Annotated in this window: 23 protein-coding genes; 11 read left to right on the forward strand and 12 right to left on the reverse strand. The window is 64.7% G+C overall.

The window, feature by feature from the left end; all coding sequences use genetic code 11:
• Positions 1–40 precede the first annotated feature (40 nt).
• Positions 41–1,648 (forward strand): MFS transporter, encoded by a 1,608-nt coding sequence (locus J4D52_RS10925; RefSeq protein WP_102676946.1) that lies wholly within the window; start codon positions 41–43, stop codon positions 1,646–1,648.
• A gap of 103 nt (positions 1,649–1,751) precedes the next feature.
• On the opposite strand, the gene J4D52_RS10930 is transcribed toward J4D52_RS10925, so the two are convergent.
• From J4D52_RS10930 to J4D52_RS10945, 4 genes are all read right to left on the reverse strand, one after another.
• Positions 1,752–2,204, reverse strand: coding sequence for a chromate resistance protein ChrB domain-containing protein (locus J4D52_RS10930; RefSeq protein WP_102676945.1), 453 nt, complete (start codon positions 2,202–2,204; stop codon positions 1,752–1,754).
• 83 nt (positions 2,205–2,287) lie between these two features.
• On the reverse strand, positions 2,288–3,646 hold the full coding sequence (gene chrA / locus J4D52_RS10935) for a chromate efflux transporter (RefSeq protein WP_102676944.1): 1,359 nt from the start codon (positions 3,644–3,646) through the stop codon (positions 2,288–2,290).
• Positions 3,639–4,583: a chromate resistance protein ChrB domain-containing protein gene (locus J4D52_RS10940; protein WP_063431643.1), complete on the reverse strand. Its 945-nt coding sequence runs from the start codon at positions 4,581–4,583 to the stop codon at positions 3,639–3,641. Before J4D52_RS10940 ends, chrA begins: the two co-directional genes overlap by 8 nt.
• A 185-nt stretch (positions 4,584–4,768) precedes the next feature.
• Entirely contained in the window at positions 4,769–5,491 is a 723-nt protein-coding gene (locus J4D52_RS10945; protein ID WP_063431641.1) for a pirin family protein, read from the reverse strand.
• 223 nt (positions 5,492–5,714) lie between these two features.
• On the opposite strand from J4D52_RS10945, the gene J4D52_RS10950 reads away from it, so the two are divergent.
• Positions 5,715–6,665, forward strand: coding sequence for a GlxA family transcriptional regulator (locus J4D52_RS10950; protein ID WP_063431639.1), 951 nt, complete (start codon positions 5,715–5,717; stop codon positions 6,663–6,665).
• Between the two features lie 153 nt (positions 6,666–6,818).
• Positions 6,819–8,315, forward strand: a complete 1,497-nt coding sequence (locus J4D52_RS10955; protein WP_063431637.1) for a winged helix-turn-helix domain-containing protein — start codon at positions 6,819–6,821, stop codon at positions 8,313–8,315.
• Here J4D52_RS10955 and J4D52_RS10960 read toward each other — a convergent pair.
• Positions 8,262–11,078, reverse strand: coding sequence for a winged helix-turn-helix domain-containing protein (locus J4D52_RS10960; protein ID WP_102676943.1), 2,817 nt, complete (start codon positions 11,076–11,078; stop codon positions 8,262–8,264). The genes J4D52_RS10955 and J4D52_RS10960 overlap by 54 nt on opposite strands.
• A gap of 386 nt (positions 11,079–11,464) precedes the next feature.
• On the opposite strand from J4D52_RS10960, the gene J4D52_RS10965 reads away from it, so the two are divergent.
• Together J4D52_RS10965 and J4D52_RS10970 are read left to right on the forward strand one after the other, a co-directional pair.
• On the forward strand, positions 11,465–12,040 hold the full coding sequence (locus J4D52_RS10965; protein WP_025810215.1) for a flavodoxin family protein: 576 nt from the start codon (positions 11,465–11,467) through the stop codon (positions 12,038–12,040).
• A 30-nt stretch (positions 12,041–12,070) separates the two neighbouring features.
• A complete protein-coding gene (locus tag J4D52_RS10970; RefSeq protein WP_063431633.1) occupies positions 12,071–12,895 on the forward strand; it encodes an alpha/beta fold hydrolase in 825 nt (274 codons plus the stop codon).
• A 93-nt stretch (positions 12,896–12,988) separates the two neighbouring features.
• On the opposite strand, the gene J4D52_RS10975 is transcribed toward J4D52_RS10970, so the two are convergent.
• Positions 12,989–13,414, reverse strand: a complete 426-nt coding sequence (locus tag J4D52_RS10975) for an AraC family transcriptional regulator (RefSeq protein ID WP_063431631.1) — start codon at positions 13,412–13,414, stop codon at positions 12,989–12,991.
• Positions 13,415–13,700: 286 nt separating this feature from the next.
• On the opposite strand from J4D52_RS10975, the gene J4D52_RS10980 reads away from it, so the two are divergent.
• The 6 genes from J4D52_RS10980 to J4D52_RS11005 all read left to right on the forward strand — a co-directional run bounded on the left by J4D52_RS10980 (position 13,701) and on the right by J4D52_RS11005 (position 19,482).
• Positions 13,701–14,624, forward strand: a complete 924-nt coding sequence (locus J4D52_RS10980; protein ID WP_063431629.1) for a LysR family transcriptional regulator — start codon at positions 13,701–13,703, stop codon at positions 14,622–14,624.
• Positions 14,625–14,751: 127 nt separating this feature from the next.
• Positions 14,752–15,168 (forward strand): DoxX family protein, encoded by a 417-nt coding sequence (locus J4D52_RS10985; RefSeq protein ID WP_025810222.1) that lies wholly within the window; start codon positions 14,752–14,754, stop codon positions 15,166–15,168.
• Complete coding sequence (locus J4D52_RS10990) at positions 15,161–15,790, forward strand: antibiotic biosynthesis monooxygenase (protein ID WP_063431627.1); 630 nt, start codon at positions 15,161–15,163, stop codon at positions 15,788–15,790. Before J4D52_RS10985 ends, J4D52_RS10990 begins: the two co-directional genes overlap by 8 nt.
• Positions 15,791–15,908: 118 nt before the next feature.
• Entirely contained in the window at positions 15,909–17,747 is a 1,839-nt protein-coding gene (locus tag J4D52_RS10995) for an amidohydrolase (protein WP_063431718.1), read from the forward strand.
• A gap of 69 nt (positions 17,748–17,816) precedes the next feature.
• The gene (gene ycaC / locus J4D52_RS11000) at positions 17,817–18,443 is read left to right on the forward strand and encodes an isochorismate family cysteine hydrolase YcaC (protein WP_063431625.1); all 627 of its coding nucleotides are present in this window, start codon (positions 17,817–17,819) and stop codon (positions 18,441–18,443) included.
• Positions 18,444–18,576: 133 nt separating this feature from the next.
• Positions 18,577–19,482 carry a LysR family transcriptional regulator gene (locus J4D52_RS11005; protein ID WP_063431623.1) on the forward strand — a complete coding sequence of 302 codons (906 nt, stop codon included), beginning with the start codon at positions 18,577–18,579 and terminating at the stop codon, positions 19,480–19,482.
• Positions 19,483–19,556: 74 nt separating this feature from the next.
• Here the strand turns inward: J4D52_RS11005 and J4D52_RS11010 are convergent, their stop codons facing one another.
• From J4D52_RS11010 to J4D52_RS11035, 6 genes are read right to left on the reverse strand one after another with little or no spacing between them, the layout of a single operon-like run.
• Positions 19,557–20,828 (reverse strand): TIGR02270 family protein, encoded by a 1,272-nt coding sequence (locus J4D52_RS11010; protein ID WP_063431621.1) that lies wholly within the window; start codon positions 20,826–20,828, stop codon positions 19,557–19,559.
• A gap of 54 nt (positions 20,829–20,882) precedes the next feature.
• On the reverse strand, positions 20,883–21,782 hold the full coding sequence (locus J4D52_RS11015; RefSeq protein ID WP_081251657.1) for a hypothetical protein: 900 nt from the start codon (positions 21,780–21,782) through the stop codon (positions 20,883–20,885).
• A 19-nt stretch (positions 21,783–21,801) separates the two neighbouring features.
• A complete protein-coding gene (locus J4D52_RS11020) occupies positions 21,802–23,007 on the reverse strand; it encodes a PAAR-like domain-containing protein (protein ID WP_063431619.1) in 1,206 nt (401 codons plus the stop codon).
• Complete coding sequence (locus tag J4D52_RS11025; RefSeq protein ID WP_102676948.1) at positions 23,007–24,047, reverse strand: 3-oxoacyl-ACP synthase; 1,041 nt, start codon at positions 24,045–24,047, stop codon at positions 23,007–23,009. Before J4D52_RS11025 ends, J4D52_RS11020 begins: the two co-directional genes overlap by 1 nt.
• Complete coding sequence (locus tag J4D52_RS11030; protein WP_063431615.1) at positions 24,044–25,156, reverse strand: DUF2169 domain-containing protein; 1,113 nt, start codon at positions 25,154–25,156, stop codon at positions 24,044–24,046. Before J4D52_RS11030 ends, J4D52_RS11025 begins: the two co-directional genes overlap by 4 nt.
• A 15-nt stretch (positions 25,157–25,171) precedes the next feature.
• Entirely contained in the window at positions 25,172–25,621 is a 450-nt protein-coding gene (locus tag J4D52_RS11035) for a DUF6484 domain-containing protein (protein WP_063431613.1), read from the reverse strand.
• Positions 25,622–25,624 lie beyond the last annotated feature (3 nt).

Consider the following 25,624-nt stretch of genomic DNA (forward strand, 5'->3'; position numbering starts at 1 on the left):
CGCCCGGACTGCAAACCCTTCCCACGACTCAAGGACCGTCATGAAACAGACCCTCGATTCCTCCCGTAGCGCGGCCTCCCTTTCGCCCTGGAGCCCGCTCAAGCATGGCCTGTTTCGCGGGCTGTGGCTGGCCAGCATCGCCTCGAACATCGGCACCTGGATGCACGAGGTGGGCGCCGGCTGGCTGATGACCTCGCTGTCGGCCAGCCCGATGACGGTGGCGCTGGTGCAGGTGGCCGCCGCGGCGCCGATGTTCTTCCTCGCGCTGCCGGCGGGGGCGCTGGCCGATATCGTCGACAAGCGCCGTTACCTGTTGCTGGTGCAGGGCTGGATGGCCAGCGTGGCCATGCTCCTGGCGTTCCTGACCCTCAGCGGCCTGATGACGGTGCCCTTGTTGCTGCTGTTGACCCTGGCCATGGGCATCGGCACGGCGCTGATGATGCCGGCCTGGTCGGCCCTGACCCCGGAACTGGTGCCTGCCGGCGAATTGCCCGCGGCCATCGCCTTGAGCAGCGTCGGGACCAACGTGGCGCGCGCCGTGGGCCCGGCCATCGCCGGAGTCCTGGTGAGCCTGGCCGGTCCCTGGGCGACCTTCGCGGTGAATGCGCTGTCGTTCTTTGCGGTGATCGCCGTGCTCGCCTGCTGGCGGCGCGAGCCGAAGGTCGCGGTGTTGCCGGCGGAGCGGCTGTTCAGTGCGATCCGCGTGGGCTGGCGCTACGCCCGCAGTTCCCATCCTCTGCAACGGGTACTGATTCGCACCCTGGGGTTTTTCTTCGGCGCCAGCGCCGGCATGTCCTTGCTGCCGTTGATCGTGCGCGGCGAACTGCAGGGCAGCGCGACCCAGTTCGGCGTGTTGCTCGGCAGCGTCGGCCTCGGCGCGGTGCTGGGGGCGATGCTGTTGCCGCGGCTGCGCCAGCACCTGGCGGTGGATCGCCTGGTGGCGCTGGCCAGCGTGACCTACGCCCTGGTGCTGTTCGCCCTGGCCTGGCTGCGCGACTTCTATCTGTTGATCCCGGTGATGCTGATCAGCGGCGGCGCCTGGATCGCCGTACTCTCGAGTTTCCAGGTGGCGGCCCAGACTTCGGTGCCGGCCTGGGTGCGGGCGCGAGCGCTGGCGGTGTACATCCTGATGTTCTTCGGCAGCATGGCCCTGGGCGGGTTGCTCTGGGGCTGGGTGGCCAGCCTGTTGTCCATGAGCCTTGCCCTGAGCGCGGCGGCAGCAGTTTTGCTGGCCGGGGTCGGGCTGACCTGGCGGGTCGGCTTGCCCCAGCGCAGCGCCGAAGACCTGGCGCCGTCGCTGCACTGGCCGCAACCGCTGCTCAGCGCCGACCAGGACCTGGAGCGCGGCCCGGTGATGATCAGCCTGGAATACGACATCGCCCCCGAACACGCCCAGGCCTTCCAGCAGGCGATGAACCCGGTGCGCCGCATGCGCCAGCGCAACGGTTCGTTTTCCTGGTGCCTGCTGCAGGACAGCGAAAACCCGCGCCTGTGGTGTGAAGTGTTCTTCGACGAATCCTGGGTCGGCCACCTGCGTCACCATGAGCGAGTAACCCGCGCCGAACTGAAGATCGAGGCGGCCGCCCGCCGCTTCCAGAGCGACGGGGTGAAGATCCGCATCCGCCATTTCCTCAAGGGGCAGGGCTGAGGGGCTGCTTGCCGTCAGCCATCGATCACAGGACCCACGATTGCCACTGCCTCTAAAAGCCAAAGCCCAGCGTCAGGCTGGGCTTGGTGACGAGCTGGCCGCCTCACATCTGTGGAGGCCAGTTATGGGATTCGCCCTGGCAATCCTTGCACCAGGCGTAGAGCGCGTCGTACAGGACCAGGCCGTGGGCGAGCATTTCCTGGTCATCGCCATAGCGCTGCGACAGGCCCAGTGAAATCGCGTACAACCCCGCCGATTGCGGGGTCAGGTCCAGGCGCGAGGTATCGGCCCCGCGCACGATTCTGGCCAGATGCTGCAAGGCCGGCTCGCTGAGTCGGTACTTCTTCAGGAAGGCGTCGAAGCTGCACAACTCGCCCTCGTGGCTCAGTTCAACACCGGGTATGTCGTAGGGCGCCTCGTCTTTCTCCGCGGCGATCCGCAGCACATCGGCGCTGGGCACGTATAAAAACTCCGCCTGAGGATCGATGAAACGGGTGATCAACCAGGGACAGGCGATGCGGTCGATCTTGGGTCGTTCGCGGGTAATCCACCTCATGGAACACCTCCTGCCTGACTCGGTAGGCTGGGTGAGCTGGCAGGCCCGGCGCCCGCCAGAGATCGTCAATCAGTTCACATGCTCTAACGCAGCAGGTGCACGGCCAGGCCCGCCAGCGCACAGGCCATCAACACCTGGATCACGCCGCGCTTGAAGCGGAACAGGGCAACCGCCGCGGCAATCGCGATCAGCGCCGAGGGCCAGTCGAGGGCGCCGCTGAAGCCGTTCGGCCACAGCACGTGGTAACCGAAGAAACACGCCAGGTTGAGGATCACCCCCACCACCGCGGCGGTGATCCCGGTGAGCGGCGCGGTGAACTTGAGCTCGTTGTGGGTCGATTCCACCAGCGGGCCGCCGGCGAGGATGAACAGGAACGAAGGCAGGAAGGTGAACCACGTCACCAGGGCCGCCGCGACCGCACCAGCGAGAAACACCTGATCGGCGCCAAACACCTGGGAGACATAAGCCCCGACGAAGCCGACGAAGGCCACCACCATGATCAGCGGCCCGGGGGTGGTTTCCCCCAGGGCCAGGCCGTCGATCATCTGGGTCGGGGTCAGCCAGCCGTAGTGACCCACCGCGCCCTGATAGACATACGGCAGCACGGCATAAGCACCGCCGAAGGTCAGCAAGGCGGCCTTGGTGAAGAACCAGCCCATCTGGGTCAAGGTGCCTTGCCAGCCGAACAGCGCGGTCAGGGCGCCCATCGGCAAGGCCCACAACAGGGCGCCGATGAACGCCAGCAGCGTGAGTTTCAGCCAACTGAAGCGGGCATGTTCGGGGGAGGGGGTGTCGTCATCGATCAAGGCCGGGCCGAAGGACTTTTTAGCCGCGCCATGCCCGCCGACCTTGAACTTCTCGGGCACCAGGCGACCGCCGAGGTAACCGATCAAGGCGGCCCCCAGCACGATCAGCGGAAACGGCACATTGAAGGCGAAGATCGCGGTGAATGACGCCGCGGCTATCGCCCACAGCCAAGGGTTCTTCAGGGCCCGCGAGCCGATCCGGTGCGCCGCCTGCACGACTATTGCCGTCACCGCGGGCTTGATGCCATAGAACAGCCCGGCCACCACCGGTACTTCACCGAAGGCGATGTACAGCCAGGACAAGGCGATCAGGATGAACAGCGAAGGCAATACGAACAGCGCGCCGGCAATCACGCCGCCCCAGGTCCGATGCATCAGCCAGCCGATGTAGGTCGCCAGTTGCTGGGCCTCGGGCCCGGGCAGCAACATGCAGTAGTTGAGGGCATGCAGGAAGCGCCGCTCGGAAATCCAGCGCCGGCGTTCCACCAGTTCCTGGTGCATGATCGAAATCTGCCCCGCTGGCCCGCCAAAGCTGATGAAGCCGAGCTTGAGCCAGAACCAGAAGGCCTCGCGCAAACCGATCGGCTCGGGCCTCGGCAGATCCGTTTCAAGCGCCGACTCGGAAACCTTACTCATGGGGTGGCTCCTCTTTCACGAACTCGGCGAGCAGGCCGTCGAAGATGGCACTGGCAGCGGCCAGCAGTTGGTCGTCATGGCTGATGGTTTCGCGCAGCCCGGCCAGTACCCGTTCGATGCCGGCCGCTTCCACGGGCTGGATGCCGCCGATATCGAGGTAGTGCACCAGGGCCGCGAAGCGGCTCAGACCGGGTTGCTGAAGGGCAAAACTGGCTTGCAGGGTTTCGAAGGTCACGCGGTTGCCGACATGGCTGAAGGTTGCGTCATCGAAGTCGAAACCCAGGGCGTCGACCGGGCAGTCCTGGGGCTGGTCCAGCCAGAGGATCCGCGCCTTGGGGTCGATGAAACGGCGGATCAGCCAGGCACTCGCCAGGCGGTCGACCCAGGGGCGCTTGCGGGTCGCCCAGACCCGGCCCTGATAGTCGCCCGGGCTGAGCAGGGTGATTGGCAGGTCCCGGCTATGTGGCTCATCCGTGGACAAGGCCCTGCTGACCGCCGTCTCCAACTCTTGCAAGGCGGCGTCGGTGTGCTGCTTCGGCTGGCCGGGAAAAAAATCGATGCTGGCCAGCTGATCGTAGGCTTTGCGCAGCTTGCGAATCTGCCGGGTGCTGGCCAGCGCATTCTGCGCCGTCAGTTGCCCCCGGCACTCCTCGATATCGTTGCGCAGCTTGCTGTAGTCCTCGTTGCGCTCGAACAACCCGATAAAGCGTTCGCCGTTGGGGTCCACCACGGGCAGGACAAAGGCGGTGCCATTGATGGCCAGGATGTCCCGCTCAACCGCGGCCAGCGCTTCGCGGCAGGCAGCGGTGTCCGGCAACAGGTAGGCACCGTCGCGCAACACCGCGGCCCCGGAGGCTTTCAGGGCCCGCCAGGCGCGCATGCGCGCCGTTGCGTTCGCGGTCGGCAATCCGAGGATCAGCGCTAGCCAATTATTCATGTAGTGAAAGATCTGAAAAATGTAGATATCGCTACATTATTCTTGCACGCAGAGATTGCAAAGGGGTTTCAACAGGCTTGTGGTGAACGGCGAGGCGTTGCCCCGGCCTGGACCGGCGCCCGGGCTGTCGAGGCCTTGTCACCGGGCAAAAAAAGCCCGGGGCACGGGCCCCGGGCAGGTGAGGGTCAAGGCATTTCTGGCAGTTCCTGCGCACGCAGATCGAACACCAGCACTTCGGCATCCACGCCCTTGCTCAAGGTCAGCGCCTGTTCCTTGCGGACCCGCACGCCATCGCCTTCCTGCAAGGGCAGGCCGTTGAGGTCGACCGAGCCGCGGGCCACATGCACATAGGCGTAGCGGTTGGCATCGAGCTTCAGGCTGGCGCTTTCCTGGCCGTCGATCAGCCCGGCATAGACCCGCGCATCCTGGCGCACCTGCAGCGAACCCCCGGTCCCCTCGGGGGAGATGATCAATTGCAGGCGGCCGCGTTTTTGCTGCGGGCTGAAATGCTCCTGCTGATAACGCGGTTTGGCGCCGCTGACATCCGGCACTATCCATATCTGCAGGAAGTGCACCGGCTGGGTGGCCGAGTGGTTGTACTCGCTGTGCGCCACGCCGCTGCCAGCGCTCATCAGTTGCACGTCGCCAGGGCGGATCACCGAACCTGTGCCCAGGGTGTCCTTGTGTTCCAGGGCGCCTTCGAGCACATAGGAGAAAATCTCCATGTCCCGGTGCGGGTGTTGGCCGAAGCCCTTGCCGGCGGCGACCCGGTCGTCGTTGATCACCAGCAGGTCGGAAAAACCCTGTTCCCGCGGGTTGCGATAGTTGGCGAAGGAAAAGGTATGGAAGGACTTCAACCAACCGTGGTTGGCGGCGCCGCGATCAGAGGCTTTGCGAAGGGTCAGCATGAGGGAATCTCCTGTCGGAACGGGAATTCGTCCGGTTGAGGAGAAGGCTAATGGTTACCCTGTGGTGCAATAAGTAGATGGAAACTGAAATACTGTCCCTTTTGAGTTGACAATTTTGTGCGCCGAATCACGTATTCTTGGCCAATGGCCGCGCGCCGTCCGGGCATAATCTCCAGGGTCGGCGTTAGGCTTCCAACCCTTTGATATCAGTGATGTTCAACCCATGAAAACCGTGGCAATGGTGCTGTTTCCAGACTTTCTCCTGCTCGACATGGCCGGGCCCATGGAGGTGTTTTCCATCGCCAACCGTTATCTGGAGCCGAAGGACCATTACCAGCTCTCGACGATCGGCACCGAGCACGGCGCGTTGCGCGCTTCCAACGGCGTCAGCGTCCAGGCCGATGTGCATATCGACCAGGCACGCGACCGCTATGACCTGCTGCTGGTGCCCGGGGGACCGGGGGCCTACAACGAAAAGCACCCACCCTTGCTCGACTGGCTGGCGGGGGCCGTGCGCCGCTCGGCCGTCTATGGCTCGATCTGCACCGGGGCCTTCATCCTCGGGCATGCCGGCTTGCTCGACGGATATCGGGTGACGACCCACTGGCACTACACCGAACGCCTGATCCGGGCTTTCCCCGAGGCGAGGGTGGAGACCGACCAGATCTTCGTCGAGGATCGCAACCTGATCACCTCGGGCGGGGTCACCGCGGGCATCGACCTGGCGCTGGCGGTGGTCGCCCGGGACCACGGCAAGAAAGTCGCCCAGGACGTGGCCAAGGTGTTGCTGGTGGTGATGAAGCGCCAGGGCGGGCAGGCCCAGTTCAGCCCGCTGACGGCCGCGGTGGCGCCGCAGGAAACGCCAGTGACCCGGGTGCAGAATCACGTGCTCGAACACCTGGACGAAGCCTTCAGCATCGAGCGCATGGCCGGCTTGGCGAACATGAGCACGCGGCATTTCGCCCGGGTGTTTGCCCGCGAGGTGAACATGACGCCCATGGAGTTCCTGCAAAGCGCGCGGATCGACCGCGCGCGGAACCTGCTGGAGAGCAGCGACCTGCCGCTCAAGACCGTGGCCTACAAAAGCGGCTTCGGCAGCGTGCGGCACATGCGCTTCCTGTTCAGTGAAAAGCTCGGCCTGACCCCCACCCAGTACCGCGAACAGTTCAGCTAGCGCCGGCTTGTCCGTCTGGCGCACCCTGATGGCCGTGACGCTCCCTCCATGGCGGTTGTGCGGTCATCGCTGCCTGCCAAGATACCGGGGAATTCTTGGCAATGGAGGTGCGGGAGCCTGGCGCCGGGCCGGGTTTCCAGCACGTGGATGTGCATGAACAGCGTCAGAGACTTGAACAGCGACGGGGTGCTGCGATTCGGCCCCTACGTCTTCCACCTGCGGCAGCGGCTGATCCTCGACGGCGATCGGCCGTTGCGCATGGGCGGGCGCGCCCTGGACATCCTGCGGGTGCTGGTCGAGCGCGCCGGCCAGGTGGTGAGCAAGGACGAATTGATCGCTCGTGTCTGGCCGAACTCGGTGGTCGAGGACATCAACCTGCGCGTGCACATCGCCGCCCTGCGACGCGCCCTCGGTGAGGGCCCGGACGGGCAAGGCTACATACTCAACATTCCGCAGCGCGGTTATTGCTTCAGCGCCCCGGTGCTGCGTGAAGCGCAAGAAGAGACCGTCTCACTCGCGGCTCTGCACAAGCCCCAGCACAACCTGCCGGTACGACTGACCCCGGTCACCGGCCGCGACCCGGTGGTCGGCAGCCTGGTCCGGCAGTTGCCGGTGCGCCGGTTCATGACCCTGGTCGGTCCGGCGGGAATCGGCAAGACCACCGTCGCGCTGCGGGTCGCCGAGCTGCTGTTGCAGCACTACCGCGACGGCGTGTGGTTCATCGACCTGGCGGCCATCGCCGACCCGGCGCAACTGGTCGAGCACTTGAGGCACAGCCTTGAACTGGACGCCGGCCTGGAGGCATTGGCAACGCAACATGCCTTGCTGGTGCTGGACAATTGCGAGCATTTGCTCGACCGCTGCCGGGCCCTGGTGGAGCAGTTGCTGGCCTCGGCGCCACGGCTGTCGATCCTGGCCACCAGCCGCGAACCGCTGCGGGCCTCGGGGGAGACTGTGCATGGCCTGGCGGCCCTGTCGGTGCCGCCGGCTTCGTCGTTGCACAGCGTGGCCGAGGTCATGAGTCATTCGGCGGTGCAGCTGTTCGTCAGCCGCGCCCGGGCCTGCCAGCAGGGCTTTGCCTTGCGGGAACAGGACCTGGCAGCGGTGCGCGAAATCTGCCAGCGGCTCGATGGCCTGCCATTGGCCATTGAACTGGCAGCGGCGCAGATCGACGCGCTGGCGCTGGTGGGGCTGCAAGCGCAACTGGACAACTGCTTTCAATTGCTGACCCAGGGCCGGCGCACCGCCGTGGCGCGGCACCAGACGCTCAAGTCCGCCCTGGACTGGAGCTATCGGCGGCTGAACCCGCTGGAGCAGAGCCTGTTACAGCGCCTGGCGGTGTTCGACGCGGCCTTCAGCGTGCGGGCCGCCATCGACGTCATCAGCTGTGCGGTGCTGCGGCCCGAGTGCGTGGCCGAGGTGATGGCGCAACTGGCGCGCAAATCGCTGCTGGCGGTGGAGCAGGGCCAGGACACGACGCATTACCGCTTTCTCAACACCACCCGCGCCTACGCGCTGGAGAAGCTGGAACGCAGCGGGCAGCTACGGGTGTTCGAAAGGCGGCATGCCCATGCCATCGGCAAGGCGCGCTGGCTGTCAGTCAAGAGCCTGTCGTTGCAGCTCATCGAGCAGTTCACGGACGCGGGTTAGGTCCGGCGTGGCAAAACCTTCGGTGAACCGGGCGTAGAGCGGTTCGAGCAGCTCATGGGCGCGCCGGGCCTGGCCCTGGCGCTGCCAGAGCCGGGCCAGCGAGGTGGCGCTGCGCAACTCCCAGGTCAGCGCGCCCTGGGCCCTGGCCACTGCCAACGCCTTGTGCAGCAGCGCCTCGGCGGCGTCGGTCGCATGCTCGGTCAGCAGCGCCTCGGCCCTGGCACGCAGGATCTCCGCCGTACTCCAGCCTGCCGTGCCGTTTTCGGCCCGTTGCAGCAAGGCGTTATCGATGAACGCGCCGTCCAGGGTCACCATGATTTCGCCGATCAGCCCGACGCCGGATTGCGGCGGCGAGAACGCCGGGCCGCTTTCGATGACCTGCGCATAGTGCTGGCCCCAGGTGTAGAACAGCAGCACCGAATGCTTCTGCGCCTGCTCCAGCAGCAGGCGCAAGAGTTCGCGGGCGGTCGCGGTGTCGCCGTTGTAGTGGGCGATCAGGCAGCCGGCCAGGGCCAGGGTGTAGCAGATGGACGTGCCGTGGTTGATCTGCAGCGCGATATCCAGCGCCTGGCGCGCGGTGCGCCAGGCCTGTTCTGGATGGCCTTGCAGCCAGAGGATCCGCGCCTGGATCGTCAGGGCGGCGACGCTTTGGTCGTACTGCACGGCAAAGCCGCGGGTGAAGCGGCTCAGGTTCCCGCTCTGGGCCATCAGCTGGAGGACTCGCTCGGCCTGGTCCCGGGCCTGCGGCTGGTCGCCGGCAAAGTGCAGGGCCAGCACCTGCAGGCGCTGGGTGCTGAGGGACATCGCGGCCGGGCCGGCGTCGCGCAGCGCCAGGCGGTCGAACTGCCGGCTTTGTTCCAGGGCCAGTCGGTAGTGACCGCAACTGAGGTTGACCGCCATGTGCCCGGACACCGCCTTGAGCTGGCCGGCCACGTCGTCGCTGCTTTCGGCCAGGGTCCTGGCCGCGACGAAGGCATCGATGGCTTCGACGCTGCTGCCCTGGGTGTGGTAGCAGGCGCTGCCGAGGGCCAGCTTGAGGGCCTGGGTCAGGCGCGGACAGGGCTCGCCCGCCGCGTGCAGCAAGGCCAGGGCCTGGCGTACATAGCCGCCGTGTTCCTTGAGCAGCGACAGTTCCTGCCACAGCGGCGCGGACGCCGCGGCCAGGTGGATCGCCAGCTGTTGCGAACCCTGGGCATTCAAGCCCCAGTCGAGCGCCGCACGGATGTCTTCCAGGTTGCGGGCGTAACGCTCGATCCAGAGGGGCGAGGGGGTCTGTTCCCAGTCATCCCGGGCCTGATGCATCAAGGCCAGGCAACGTTCGGCGTGCCGTTTGCGGGTATCCGGCAGTTCGGCGGCCTGTTCGAGTTTTTCCAGGGCATAGCTGCGGGTGGTGTCCAGCAGGCGATAGAACACCTCCTCGTCACCGACCTCCACGTTCAGCAGGGACTTGGCCACCAGTTGGGTGATCGAGGTAAAAACCACGCGGGCTTCGATGTGTTCGCCGACGATCACCGCCGCGGCCGATTGCAGGGTGAAGCCGCCCCTGAAGATGCCCAGCCGGCGCAGGCAAGCCTGCTCGCAGACATTGAGCAGCTCGAAGCTCCAGTCCAGGGTGGCGCGCAAGGTCTGATGACGCCCCGGGGTGATCTGGCAGCCCTGGGTCAGCAGGCGAAAACTGCCTTGCAACTGGTTGAGCAAGCCGGCGAGCCCCAGGTTGCCGACCTGGGCGGCCGCCAGTTCGATCGCCAGGGGAATGCCGTCCAGGCGCCGGCAGATATCGATGGCCAGGGGCAGTTCGTCATGGCTCAGTTCGAAACTGTCGTGGCTGGCCATCGCCCGTTCGACGAACAACTGCAGGGCCGAAAAAGTCAGGGCCTGGGCGCGGTCCAGCACCGCGATGGGCGGTGGGCAGTCCAGGGATTCCAGGCGCTGCACGAATTCGCCCTCGGCCCGCAGGCTCTCGCGGCTGGTGGCCAGGACATGCACCTGTGGCGCCGCGCGCAGGATGCTTTCGCAGAGCGGCGCAATGGCGTCGAGCAGGTGCTCGCAGTTGTCGATCACCAGCAGCATCTGCCGCTCGCGCAGGAAGCTCGCCAGGCTAGCCACCGGCTCGTCGTCGTGCAGCGCCAGGTCGAGCAGGGTCGCCAGGTGGCTGGTGATCATCCGCGGGTCGTTGAGCGGGGCCAGGTCCACCAGGCGGATGCCGTCCCGATACTGGCCGATCAGCTGTTCGGCGACCCGCAGGGCCACGGTGGTCTTGCCGATGCCGCCGGGGCCGACCAGGGTGATGAAACGCTGGCGCGCCAGTTGCCTCATCACATTGTCCACCAGGACCTGGCGCCCGATCAGGCGGGTGCGGCGCACCGGCAGGTTATGGCCGCCCGGCTCGGCTCGGTCGCCTTCGGGATTTTGCTCGAAGCGCTCGGGGGAAAATGGCTCCAGGGAGAAGGGCGCGACGAAGCTGTAGCCGCGCTGGGCCACGGTGACGATGTAGCGCTGGCCGGCCTGGCCGTCGCCCAGGGCCTTGCGCAGCGCCGCCATGTGCACCCGCAGGTTGGTGTCTTCGACCACGCTTTTGGGCCAGACCCGGGTGATCAGTTGCTGCTTGCTGACCACCTCGCCGGCGTGTTCCAGCAGGATCAGCAGAATGTCCATGGAACGGCGGCCCAGGCGCAAGGGCCGCTCGGCTTCCAGGATCAGGCGTTGCCCGGGGTAGATCCGGTAGGGGCCGAAATGCACGGCCTGTTCGGGGGCTAGGGTCAACGGCTCACTCCTGCTGCTGTTATCTTTTTTAGTCCTCCCCGTTGCACCTGTGCGGGGCGGGCGGACGAGGGCACGGCCTCTATCTCGCGGTTTTCGAGCATGTTCCTCAGGTTTTTCGAACAACGCAACGCAACGCGGACGAGCGTGCGTCCTGTGCGTTGGCCGCAGCAATCTCCTTGCCAGCGATGGGACCCGTATTCATTGGCCGCGGCCTTGGCGACCAGCGGGCAGGGGCGGTGCCCGCGTCATTGAAAATTAACAACGTTTAACTCGTCCTGCCTCTGCTCTATGCCCAAAACTCCAGGCCTTCACCTTGGCCAATCGAAGGGACGATTGTGTGTGCCGCGTGAAGAAAGAAGGGATGAACACGTCTGGAGGATGCCGGAATGAGCAAGGTGGTGGTGGTCTATCACAGTGGCTATGGCCATACCCGGGTCATGGCCGAAGCCGTGGCCCAGGGGGTGGAGAGTCACCTGAACAGCGCCTGCCGGCTGATTCCGGTCGAGGAGGTGCACGAGCAGTGGGAGCGCCTGCACCAGGCCGACGCCATCATCTTCGGCGCCCCGACCTACATGGGCAGCGCCTCGGCGCCGTTCAAGGGCTTTATGGAGGCCACCGCGGCGTTCTACCTGGCCCAGCCCTGGCGCGACAAGCTCGCCGCCGGCTTCACCAATTCCGGTTGCCTGTGTGGCGACAAGCTCAACACCTTATTGCAGATGGCGGTCTTCGCCGCCCAGCACTCGATGATCTGGGTCGGCCTCGACCTGCTGCCGGCGCGTTCCAGCATCGGAGTATTCGATGGCCAGTTGAATCGCCTCGGCAGTTCCCTGGGCGCCATGGCCCAGTCGAATGTCGAACAGTCCCCTGAACACGCCCCCCCTCTGGAAGACCGCCGCACCGCCGCGCACCTGGGCGAGCGGGTGGCGCGCCTGGCCGAACGCCTGGGCCATTCATCGATATGAGTCACCCACCCCCCTGAAGGAGCACATGCCATGAGTACATTCACCACCCGCGACGGTACCGAGATCTATTACAAGGATTGGGGCAGTGGCCAACCCATAGTCTTCAGCCACGGCTGGCCGCTGAACAGCGACAGCTGGGAGGCGCAGATGATCTTCCTGGCGTCCAAGGGCTACCGGGTCATCGCCCATGACCGCCGCGGGCATGGTCGCTCCAGCCAACCCTGGTCCGGCAACGAGATGGACACCTACGCCGACGACCTGGCGCAGCTGATCGAACACCTGGACCTGCAGAACGCGGTGCTGTTCGGCTTCTCCACCGGCGGTGGCGAAGTGGCGCGCTACATCGGTCGCCACGGCACGGCGCGGGTCGCCAAGGCCGGGCTGATTTCCGCGGTGCCGCCGCTGATGCTCAGGACCGCGGCCAACCCCGGCGGCCTGCCGATCGAAGTCTTCGACGGCCTGCGCGAAGCGTCCCTGGCCGACCGTTCGCAGCTGTACAAGGACGTTGCCAGCGGGCCGTTCTTCGGTTTCAACCTGCCTGGCGCCAAGCCGTCCCAGGGCATGATCGACTGGTTCTGGATGCAGGGCATGCTGGCCGGCCACAAGAACACCTATGACTGCATCAAGGCCTTCTCCGAAACCGACTTCACCGAAGACCTGCAGAAGTTCGACGTGCCGACCCTGGTGGTGCACGGCGACGCCGACCAGATCGTGCCGATCGAAGCCGCCGGCATCGCCTCGGCCCAGCTGGTCAAGGACGCGAAGCTGCTGGTCTACCCAGGCGCGCCCCATGGCCTGACCGACACCCACAAGGATCAGCTCAACGCCGACCTGCTGGCGTTCGTCGAGGCCTGAGTTGCTCGGCGACCTGCGTCTAACCCATGAAAGAACGCCGAGAGGTTTACCCCTCGGCGTTTTTTATTGCCGGCTATCGAGCGTGCCGCGGCCTTATGCGCTCGCCTGGTTGAGGCAGGGGCGGGCGCGCAGGACCCGGCACCGCCAGGCGAACGGATTGATGCCTTCGCTGTGGGTGAAGATGTGACAGAAGTGCGCCTGGTCGCAGAAGCCGCATTCCAGGCTGATCTGCGTCAGGCTCAGGTCGGTGTTCCGGATCAGTTGCTTGGCCCGGGCGATGCGCTGGCAGCGAATCCATTCCTGGGGCGACAGGCCGGTGCTGCACTTGAAGGCGCGGGAGAAATGGCTGCGGGACAGGGCGCAGGCCCGAGCGAGTTGGCTGACTTCCAGGGTGTCGCTCAGGCCGTCGAGGATCATTTGCTTGACCAGGCTTTCGCGCCAGGCAGAAAGGCCGCCGGGGGTGGTTTTGCGGGGTTGCGGGACGGACGCCCTGACGGCGTTGTGCTGAGCGTGGGCCATGACGAAATTCCGTGTCGGTGGGCATGCGCCGGCGCACCACGGGGTGGGCCGGGCGCTTCCCGATTTAGAAAACAGGTCTGCGCAGAGGGCTTCATTCTTGGTGGCAGGAAGGGGGGCTTGCGAGTTAAACGTTGTTAATTCCGCTCACCTGCAAGGCTGGGCAGCCGCGGCAACTCAGCACATGGCTGCAATTTTTCCGTGGGGCAGGCGTGCATGCTCCCGCAAGCCGGGGCGGCATACCGGCGGATAGTTCGTGCCTGGCTGACAAGACAATGGAACTGCACCTATGAACCGTAACGATCTGCGCCGCATCGACATGAACCTGCTGGTGATTTTCGAGGCCCTGATGTTCGAGAAGAACCTGACCCGGGTTGCCGAGAAACTGTTCATGGGCCAGCCCGCGGTGAGCGCCGCCCTCGGCCGCCTGCGCGACCTGTTCGACGATCCGCTGCTGTTGCGCAACGGTCGCGCGATGGAGCCGACGGCCCGGGCGCTGGTGATCCTCAAGGAGCTGCAGCCGGCGATGGACGCGATCTCGGGCGCGGTCAGCCGGGCCAAGGAATTCGACCCGGCGACCAGTTGCGACCTGTTCCGCATCGGCCTGTCGGACGATGCCGAGTTTGGCCTGTTCCCGCCGCTGTTGAGCCAGTTGCGCGAGGAGGCCCCGGGCATAGTGGTGGTAGTGCGCCGGGCCAATTATCTGTTGATGCCGGCCTTGCTGGCCTCGGGGGAGATCTCGGTCGGGGTCAGCTACACCACCGAATTGCCGGCCAATGCCAAGCGCAAGAAGCTGCGGGACATCGGCTGCAAAGTGCTGCGCGGCGACAACCGCCCCGAGCCCTTGACCCTCGACGAATACTGCCGGCGGCCCCACGCCATGGTGTCGTTCTCCGGCGACCTGAGCGGCAATATCGACCTCGACCTGGCCAAGGTCGGGCGCACCCGCCGCGTGGTGTTGGGCGTGCCGCAGTTCAGCGGTCTGCGGGCCTTGCTCGCCGGCACCGAAATGATCGCCACCGTGCCCGACTATGCGGCCTGTGCCCTGGTCGAAGGCTGCGCCTTGCGCGCCGAGGACCCGCCGTTCGCCATCGAGGCGGCGCAGCTGTCCATGGCCTGGAGCGGGGTGCATGACAACGATCCGGCCGAGCGCTGGTTGCGTTCGCGGATCGCCCAGTTCATGTCCGAGCCCTTGAAGATCCACGCCGCCTAGGTACTGGCGGTCCTGCCGGGCCCTAGGGCGAAGAGAGCACATACGTTCAATTTTTCCCGCCCGCGCAGCGGCACCATGCAATCTCGGCGTTAACGCCGGGAATTTTTCAAATTGTGCGGGTGCGCCAATGAACGCTTCACCATGGGATGAACGGGCCCGGGATTTCGGGCTGCTGTTTCTGCGGGTCAGCGCCGGGCTGTTTCTGCTGTGGGTGCACGGCCTGCCGAAACTGCTCGACTACAGCGCCGAGCTGCAACGCATCGAAGACCCGTTCCAGCTCGGCGCCAACCTGACGCTGATGCTGGCGATTTTCGCCGAGGTGCTGTGCCCCTTGCTGATTGTCGCCGGGGTGGCGGTGCGCCTGGCCTGCCTGCCGATCCTCGCGGTGCTGCTGGTGGCACTGCTGGTGGTGCATCCGCGGTGGAGCCTGGCCGAAGGGCAGTTCGCCTGGCTGCTGTTGATCCTGTTCAGCAGCATCCTGATCGCCGGCCCGGGACGGCTGGCCCTCAATGATCGTTTCGCCGGAGCCTTGCGTTATGTCTGATTCCAATCGCCTCGAGGCCAGTGTGCGGCCGGGTGCCGATGAGGTCGTGACCCTGATCGTCAAGCACCGGGTCAAGGCCGGTTGTGAAGCGCCCTATGAAGCCTGGTTGCGGCGCATCGTCGGTATCGCCGGGCAGCACGAGGGGCATCTGGGGGTGGACGTGATTCGCGGCAAGAGCGCTGGCCTTGACCTGTTCACCTGCGTGCTGCGCTTTTGCTCCACCGAGGCGATGCAGCGCTGGCTCGAATCGCCGCTACGCCAGGCGCTGGTCGACGAAGCCGCGCCGATGCTGGCCGACGGCGACCGGACCGAAGTCCACCCGGTCCACGAGTTCTGGTTTTCCATCCAGGCCGATGCCGCCTCGCCACCGCCACGCTGGAAGCAGGCGCTGTTGACTATGCTGGTGATTCTGCCGCACACCCTGCTGGTGCCGTTGATCTGGGGGCCTGTGCTGCAACTCAACGCCTGGCTTGCCAACTACGTGGTCGCCACCTTCCTGATCACCCTGACCATAGTGCTTTCGGTGGTCTACCTGTTCATGCCCCTGGCGACCCGCCTGTTCGCACCCTGGCTGCAAACCTCTGTCACCGATCGACACCTGGAGCCCGGCCATGGCCAATAACGACGAACCGACCGATCCGCTGCGCCGCCAACTGCTCGCCGCCGGATCCCTGCTCAGCGCCGCGGCGGCTTTCTGGCCGCGCCTGTCCCTTGCCTCTTCCCATTCAGAAGGACATCCGATGAACGCCGATCTGATTCTGTTCAATGGTCAATTCCACACCGTCGACCGTGAGAAACCCCGCGCCAGTGCGGTCGCCATCAGCCAGGGGCGCTTCGTCGCGGTGGGCACCGACGCCGAGGCCATGGCCTTGCGCGGCAGCGCCACCCAGGTCATCGACCTCAAGGGCCGCACGGTGATCCCTGGCCTCGACGACTCGCACCTGCACTTGATCCGCGGTGGCCTGAACTACAACCTGGAGCTGCGCTGGGAAGGCGTGCCTTCGCTGGCCGACGCCCTGCGCATGCTCAAGGACCAGGCCGACCGCACGCCGACCCCGCAGTGGGTGCGGGTAGTGGGTGGCTGGAACGAATTCCAGTTCGCCGAAAAACGCATGCCGACCCTGGAAGAGCTCAACCAGGCGGCGCCGGACACCCCGGTGTTTGTCCTACACCTGTACGACCGCGCCTTGCTCAACCGCGCGGCCCTGCGGGTCGCCGGCTACACCCGCAACACACCGAACCCGCCGGGCGGCGAGATCGTGCGCGACAGCAACGGCGAACCCACCGGCATGCTGGTGGCGCGGCCTAACGCGATGATTCTCTATTCGACCCTGGCCAAGGGGCCGAAGCTGCCGCTGGAATACCAGGTCAACTCGACCCGCCAGTTCATGCGCGAACTCAATCGCCTGGGCCTGACCAGCGCCATCGATGCCGGCGGCGGCTTCCAGAACTACCCGGACGACTATGCGGTGATCGAGCAACTGGCCCGGGAGCGGCAGTTGACGGTGCGCATCGCCTACAACCTGTTCACCCAGAAGCCCAAGGAAGAACTCACCGACTTCAAGAACTGGACCGGCAGCGTCAAGCTGCACCAGGGCGACGACTTCCTGCGCCACAACGGCGCCGGGGAGATGCTGGTGTTCTCCGCCGCCGACTTCGAGGACTTCCTCGAACCGCGTCCGGACCTGCCGCAGACCATGGAGCAGGAGCTGGAGTCGGTAGTACGGCATCTGGTGGAACAGCGCTGGCCGTTCCGCCTGCACGCCACCTACGACGAGTCGATCTCGCGCATGCTCGACGTGTTCGAGAAGGTCAATCGCGACATTCCGTTCAACGGCCTGCCGTGGTTCTTCGACCACGCCGAAACCATCACGCCAAAAAACATCGAGCGGGTGCGCGCCCTTGGTGGCGGTATCGCGATCCAGGACCGCATGGCGTTCCAGGGCGAATACTTCGTCGATCGCTACGGCGCCAAGGCCGCCGAACAGACCCCGCCGATCAAGCGCATGTTGGCCGAAGGCGTGCCGGTAGGCGCCGGCACCGATGCCACCCGGGTCTCCAGCTACAACCCCTGGACCTCGCTGTACTGGATGGTCAGCGGCAAGACCGTCGGCGGCATGGAACTGCACGCCGAAGGCCTGCCGCGGCAGACCGCACTGGAACTCTTCACCCACGGCAGCGCCTGGTTCTCCTCGGAGCAGGGCAAGAAGGGGCAGATCAAGGTCGGCCAGCTGGCGGACCTGGCGGCCCTGTCCGCGGACTTCTTCAGCGTCGAGGAAGAAGCCATCAAGTGGATCGAGTCGGTGCTGACGGTGGTCGACGGCAAGGTGGTGTACGCCGCTGGCGATTTCTCCAAGCTCTCGCCGCCCATGGTCCCGGTGCTGCCGGACTGGTCGCCGGTGGTCAAGGTGCCGGGGCACTGGCGCCCGACCTCGCCGCTGGTGGCCCAGGTGCACCAGTGCAGCGGCCCGTGCGCGGTGCACTCCCATAGCCATGAGCGGGCGCGGTTGTCGAATGTGCCGGTCAGCGACTTCCAGGGCTTCTGGGGCGCTTTCGGCTGCTCGTGCTTTGCCTTCTGACGATCCATACCCGGCGCCGGTCGTAGTGGTCGGCGCCCTCAGCTATATCCACCCACCGAGGAGTTCCACATGAGCAACGCAACCTACAAGCGCCTGGACATCAACGATGCCGTTGTCCTGCTGGTCGACCACCAGACCGGCCTGATCTCGCTGGTCCAGGATTTCTCGCCGAACGAGTTCAAGAACAACGTGCTGGCCCTGGCCGACTGCGCCAAGTTCTTCAAACTGCCGACGATCCTCACCACCAGCTTCGAATCCGGTCCGAACGGTCCGCTGGTACCCGAGCTGAAAGAGATGTTCCCGGATGCGCCCTACATCGCTCGTCCAGGCCAGATCAATGCCTGGGACAACGAAGACTTCGTCAAGGCGATCAAGGCCACCGGCCGCAAGCAACTGATCATCGCCGGCGTGGTGACCGACGTCTGCGTGGCGTTCCCGACCCTGTGCGCACTGGAAGAAGGTTTTGACGTGTTCGTGGTGACCGACGCTTCCGGTACCTTCAACGAGGTGGTGCAGCAGGCCGCCTGGGCCCGCATGGCCGCCGCCGGCGCGCAACTGGTCAACTGGTTCTCCGTGGCGTGCGAGCTGCAGCGCGACTGGCGCAACGACATGGAAGGCCTGGCCAACCTGCTGTCGCAGCGTATCCCGAACTATCGCAACCTGATGAACAGCTACTCGGCATTCACTGCCAAGTAACCTTGCGCTACCGCTGATACGAATGAATGCCCGCCATTGTGCGGGCATTTTTTTAACCAGGGCACGGACTGATGAGGTGTCGGAAAGCCAGAAAGCCGCTATAAAGCGTTCAGCTGTCAACCAGAGAGTGACAATGAACCCCTTCGAAGACATGCGTATTTTTTGCCAGGTCATGGACTCCGGCAGCTTCACCGCGGCGGCGGATCAGTTGGGCCTGTCCAAGCAGTTCGTCAGCCGACGCCTGATGCAACTGGAAGAACGCCTGGGCGTGCGCCTGCTCAATCGCTCGACCCGGCGCCTGGACGTGACGCCCCTGGGGCAGAGCTACTACGAGTCGGCGCTGCGCCTGCTCAGCGAAGTCGAGCAGGTGGAGCAGGGCATCGCCGGCCAGACCGTCGAACCCCGGGGCACCATCCGCCTCAGCGCGCCGCTGTCGTTCGCCATGGCCCACCTGGGGGAGTTGTTGCCGCTGTTCCTGCAGCGCTATCGCGACGTCACGGTCGAGGTCGATCTCAGCGACCGCCCGGTGGACCTGCTCGGCGAGGGCTACGACCTGGCCTTACGCATCGGCGTGCTGGAAGACTCGACGCTGATCGCCCGGCGCATCGCCTCGATCCAGCGGGTGTATTGTGCCAGCCCGGCCTACCTCGCCGAGCGCGGCACCCCGCTCAGGCCCGAGGAGCTGCAAGGCCACGACTGCCTGCCTTACGGTCACGGCCGCCAGGTGCAGTGGCGTTTCGAAGGGCAGGGCCACAAGCCCTTGCTGGTCAACGTCACCGGCAGGATGCGGGTCAACAACGGCGAATTGCTCAAGGACGCGGCCATCGCCGGCATGGGCATCACTTACCTGCCGACCTTTATCGTCGAGGCGGCGTTGAAGGACGGGCGACTGGTGTCGGTGCTGGACGACTTCGAGCCCGCGCCCCTGGCCTTGTCGGCGGTCTACCCGCAGCATCGCCAGGGCTCGCGACCGGTGCAGGTGTTTATCGAGTTTCTGCGCGAACAGCTGAATCGCGGCGTGGTGCCGGGAGCGCGATAAGGCGTGGGGAGAATGCGCTGGCGTTAGCGGGGGCTGTCCGGTTTAGTCCGGTGCAATCCGGGGCGGTTGCCGGCTCAGCGCCCGAACCCCGCAGGCTCTCCCAACAATGCTTTTTGCCGCCAGGCGGGTGCGCTGGTGGGGAAAAGCACTTCGGTCGGCCGCAAGCGGGCGATGCCGCATGCCGCGGCGATACGCTGGCGTTGCTGGCCACGGACAAGAGCTTGCCGATAACTGCTTTCGTTCTGTTGCAGCCCCAGCACATAGCCCACGCCCGCCTGGAAATCGCCTGCATGGGCTTGCCACCAGGCTGCGATCAACGGCGGGTCGGGCCAGGGCAGGTTCTCATCGGGGTCCATGACGACATTGGCATCCTCAGGGTCGTCGTTGGGGCCGGCATCGAAATCCGGCAGATCCTGCAATTCCAGATCGAGCAGCGCCAGGTCGGCGCCAGTCATCAGGCTGAAGGCCTCGCCAGCGACGCGGGCATGAGGCAGGTCGCTCATCTGCTGGATCAGCCAGGGCACGCTGACCGGATCGCCCAACAGCCCAACCGCCTGGATGCCGATGCGCCGCTGCTCGGGGTTCTGCATCAACTGGCGGATCCAGGCGATGCTGTGCTCGCGTTTTTGCCAGGCCAGCAATACGCAGAGCGCGCGGTACTGGAACTCGCCCGGTTGCTCGGCGAACTGGCGCAGCGGCTCCAGCGCTTCCTCGTCGCCCATCTGCGCGGTGGCCCAGTTGGCCCAGAAGCGTGGGGCTGCCTCCTGATGCTGGCGGTGGGCACGAATCGCCGGCATCAGGTCACGACGGCGCAGCTCGCCGGCACTACGAGCGGCCCGCGCCAGCACGCTGGGGTCGGCATGGGACAGTCCGGCCAGCAGGGCAGGGCCAGGATCGTGACGGTGCATGCCGCAGGCGGCGAGGCCCAAGCGACGGAACAGGGGCTCGGGGGAGGCGAGCAGGCGCTCGATCCAGGGCGAGACGCGCTCCCAGTCGAGCCAGCCCAAGGCCATCAGATAGCCGCGCTCCGTTTCCACGGCACCCCGCAGATGCTCGCTGAGCCGTGACAGCACCTGAGCGTTAGCCGATTCGAAGGCCAGCACGGTACTGGCAAACACCTCGCCGATGGCGTGCGGGCCCAGGTGTGCCAGCAGGACCTCCAACCCCGTTTGTCCGGCGATGCGCAGGCCGTCGAGGTGAGCCTCCATGCGACTCTCGAGCTTGATGAGATCGTCGAGGTCGTAATGGGGCGCACGCAGGGCGTAGTCGCGCAGAACAGCGAGGAAACCCGCTTCTTCGGCGTGCTGGTCGATCATCGGAATCAGCGAAGAGTTCGGCGTTTGCATAGTTTGGCCACGCCAATATTTCAGTTAGAAAACAGTATCGATTTCGCGCATCGGCTAATCGATTCTGGCCCATGTGTTCCCATCGAATGCAATCACATCCTTGGGGCCGATGGACCACAGGACATCGGCCGTTGCCGACAGCGCATAGAATGTTTCAGCTGCCGTGACGGAAACATCAATGGGTGATAACGAGTTGCCCTGCAGTTTGTAAATGCCCCGCATTGAAGACAAGTAAAGCGCTTCCTGAAACCAGGTGATCGACCAGAAGTCATCGACGATATCGTTGTCCACGACTTCCCATTGATCTTTTCTGCCGCGAATGACCAGGCCATTTCGCCCGCAGCCATAAACGAATCCATCAGTGCCCGTGGTCAATGAAACCAGGATTTGATTGGTTGGGCTCACGATGCCGTGCCACTTGTTGCCGTCAAACATGACCAACTCGCCGTCCCATCCTGCGGCATACATTTCCTGGAATGAAAACGCGGTAACGGCTTCGTAGCCCAGACCCGCAGTTTCCGCAGGGGGCAAACCTGCCTCCAGGGTCGACCATGCTCCACCGGGGCGACGCAGATAAACCTGCCTGTCCATACCGACCACTACAATCGAACTTGCAACGCACACCCCGCCTCTTAATGGGCCCCTGTTGGCGGGATCGCTTCCAGAAGAGGAAACGGACTCCTCCGTTAGCGTGCCCGAGGGGGAAATGGCAACGCACTCGCCATATTCTCCGACGGCAACAATGTCGCCTTGCTCCTGGTCGATTCCCAGGAATTTCGTATAAATCAACTTGCGGCCAAGCGGCTTGATGGCAGACCCATCCCAGCTTATGAAAATGGAATTGGCCACGTTGCGGGCGTTCATCTCATCTATGGAGAGGGCCAGGGCTCCGCGGCTCCTGGAGAAAACGCCACCCGCCACATAAGAACCGATATCGGAAAATTTTCCACTCATATCAATACTCCTTAAGCGGTCATCGTGCCGCTATGGCTTGTAGGTATCTCTCTTGCACCTGCTCTTCGGCTTCTTGAAGCATGGCATCAGGGGTGTTTTTCCTAGTGGCTACCGCTTGGCATTTTGTCTTGTCATCAATTCCGCATTGATTGTGATAAGCGTCGAGCTGGGCTTTCAGGCAATCGGGGTCGCAGCCGGAGTCCGGGAAGACTTTCTGAAATGCCTCTACTCCTGAATCCCTCGCTGCACCATATGTGGTGACTCTTATGTTTTCTGCTTCTCCTCCGCTGGCCAGCGGCAGCTTGCCATCTGCATCTATCTTGCAAGCACTTGCACTCTGGAAAGTGTGCATGAGTTCATGCGTGCCCCCCAGTGAGTGACTGGTTCCTTCGGCGCAGACACAGGGGGCTTTATTGGCGTCGTATGAACCAGGAGAGTTAAACGTAGCAAATGGGGTTTCTGTTTTTTGTCCCCTGTTTTGTATGAAAGAACTTGCCTCGACAATATGGTGAGGGGTTTGAATCCTGAGGGAATCCGGTGTGTTGCAGCACCTTGAGGGTTCATACGGGGATAGCGCGCAACGGCGTGCGGATAAACACTTATCTGCCGCCACATCGTCGGCCAGTTTGTTCGCGGCTGGTGCTTGGATTGGTTTTTTGCCTGCCGGTATTTTCGTCAAACTATCGCAAGGGTCTGGCCCGTCTGGTTTTCTTGGCTTGAAGTCCTTGCAAGCGTCATATTCCTTTTTCAAGTCCTTGCTGCAGCGCGCCCATGTATCGATGCCTATATTGGTATCGTCGATGTAAGGCCAGACTGCGGTGTTACCTGGTACCGAGCCATGGTTGTGAGTCGTCAGGTCGGCATTGCGTACGACGTTTTCACCTTCGAACTTCACATCCATCGACCAGGCGTTAAAGTACACCTTGCCTTTGATTTTGCTGGTAACAACCCCTTTCTTCGGTGCGTTTCCGGCTTCGTCCCCTGTGCTGGTCTTGAAGTAGCTCTTGTCCTTGAGCATCACTTCCTTGCCGCTGATCTTCACCGTCCGACTGCCCTTGGTCGTGTCCTTGGCCATGCCCGTATTGGGGTAGGGGATGGGTACCCCTGCTGGTGTCGGCGGAGCCAGGGGTGGGGTGAAGCAGACATCCGGGAAGCAGGCCACCGACTTGCCATCGGCCGCCTTGCAGGAAATCTCCATGTCGTTGGCGAAAACCTGGTTGGCCATCACGCAGCCCTCACCGTCTGATAACTGAGCAGTGCAGCGGCGCGTTGCCCGGCGTCGTTGCCGAGGTGGCAGAAGATATTCGGGCCTTCGCCGTAGCCCTTGCGGCTGGCGGCCAGGGCCACGGCGAGCATCGCCGGGCCGATGGCGGCGCCGGTTTCGCCGATGCAGTCGGCGGGGTGCCAGAGGTGGAAGAATTCCTTGCGCACCCGCAGGGTGCGGCTCAGGGCCAGGGAGGCTTCCTTGAAGTAGTACTGCTCGCCGGAGATGTCGGTGAGCCGATAATCCATCCGCTCCAGCCCGCAGCCGGCTTCGCTCAGGGCGGCGCGCACGGCCTGGGTCAGGCCCTCGGCGCGCAGCGGAATGTCTTCGGCCTCCACCGTGGCCTTTTCCACGCCGAACCCCAGGCCAATGCAGGCCAGCTGCGGTGTTTCGCTGGCGGTCGGGGCGTTGACCACCACGGCGGCGGCGCCTTCGCCGGGGATAAAACCGTTGGAGTTCTGGCTGGTGAGCAGGCGTTCGCGCTCTTCGAAAGCGGCCAGGGTCGGGCCGCTGAGGAAGGAGTCGACGCCGGCGATCAGCACGTGGCGATGGCCTTGCTCATAAATCAGTTTGCGCGCATTGAGCAGGGCGACCGCGCCGCTGACCCGGCCACGGGCAATGACATTGGAGCTGCCATGAAAACGCACGCCCAATTCATGCTCAATGTCGTGCAGCAGGCTGAGATCCAGGCCGTCGAGACGGCCGGGGCGGTCGGCCTCCGCTACCCCGAGCAGCAGCGGGGTTTTCTCCGGGTCGAGGCCCGGCGTGCTTTGCAGTGCCTCGGCGAGGGCGCGGGCGGCCATCTTGATCAGCTTGCTGCGCCCGCGCCAGGGCTGTTCCAGCGGTACGCTGGCAGCGATCAGCCATTCGCCGCCGCGGTCGATAAAGCGGGTCTCCTGGAAGTTGTCGATAGCGCAACGGATCGCCGCGCAGCTCGCGGGGGCGCTAAGGCCGACAGCGCTGACCATGCCGGAACCGATGATGCAAAGCGCGGCCATCAGGGCGTCTCCTCGGGCGCGCGTTTGGCTTTCACCAGCGCCGACAGCGACGGGTAGTAATCCTTGCCCAGTTCGCGGGCGCGCCACCAGCCCGTGGACATAGTGCCGACCAGCACCTGAGCGATCTCGAACAGGTTGCGTCGTAGCGGACGGGAGGCACGCCAGGTCAACTGCACCTGGCGCGTGTCGGTATCGATCAGCAGGGTGTCGATCACCGCCTGCACGGTTTCATGACCGCCTTTTTTCAGAAAGAAGGTCACCGGCACCTGCATTTCGGGGATGCGAAAGCCCGCGCGCTCCTGGGGCGTGAGGTTGAGCAACAGCACATCCTCGCCACCGCGCAGGTAGTGGGTCTGCTGATCCTCAGGGGCCGCCTGAAAGTAGCGGTTGTCGAAATCCGCCGGCAGAAAGGGAAAACACTCGGCCAGCCAGGCCTCGTCGTAGGTGCCGGCGAAGCGGGCGCGTTGTGGCCAGCCACGGCCGATGGGGCCGAGGGCCATAGGGCGGAAGTCGCCAGAGGGGCTGTCGATCGGTTTGCCCAACTCCTCGGTGCTCGGCATCGGCATACCGACGATGTCGGCACTGTCGGCGCTGCGCGGGTACCAGCCGCAACCGATCGGATTGTCCAGGTAGCAATGACGCAATTGGGGGTCGTTGGCGATCGGATGGCTGCCGCCAAACGCCCGGGCGTAGGAGATGTCCTGCTCGGTAAAGGGCTGCGGCAAGCCGGGAGCAACGCCCAACAGCCCCGATTGCCATTGCCGTGGACCGAGGACGGAAAAAGCCTTGCTCATCCGCCCGACGCGAATGCCCGCGGTCAGCTGCGTCACGGGTCGCCCGCCTGGCGCGTAGGCCTTGCCGCGGACCAGGACATCGCAGCATGGCTTGACCGGGGCGAAGTCCATTTCCTGCAGCGGGGCGCTGAGACCCGGCTCGCCGAGGAAGGTGTCGGCCATCAGTAGCGGTTGCTGGGTGTCGGCGAGGGTGGCCGCGCGGCCGTCCAGGGGCAGGTTGAAGGTGCCTTTGGCCACCACCACCAGGGATTCGCGGCCATCGGGTTCCAGGCCCTGGGTATAGGCCGCAAGCAGTTTGCTGGCGTTGAGCAGTTCCATAGGCCGGATACCTGTCTAGTTGATCTGCACCGAGCCACCCTTGATGCGGTTGGCTCCGCTGGAACGGCTGGACAGGTAGGCGCCCTGGATGATCACCTTGCCCGCGCGGGTCAGGGTGATGCTGGCCTTGCCGCAACGCAGAACGATTTCCCGCTCGGCGGTGAATTCCAGGCGTTCGCTATCCAGATGGGCAATGGCGGGGACGGTCGTTTCAGGGAGACGCTGAATGCGGCCGATCACCAGCGGCTGGCTCGGGTCGCCGGCCTCGAACATCAGTGCGACCTGGGCGCCGATGTCGTCGCGACTGAGCTCGGTGGTGGTGCGGGCGGCGATCCCGGTTTCGCTGGGGCAGCCGGGAAATGCCACCACCGGCGCGCCGGCCTGGGGAACGTCCAGCAGAATGCCGATGACCACGCCATCCAAGCGCGCGGGGATTTTGACGGGAAGGTGCTGTTTGACGCTCATGGT

The sequence above is a fragment of the Pseudomonas sp. GW460-12-10-14-TSB1 genome (genome assembly GCF_017349775.1).
GTDB lineage: Bacteria > Pseudomonadota > Gammaproteobacteria > Pseudomonadales > Pseudomonadaceae > Aquipseudomonas > Aquipseudomonas piscium.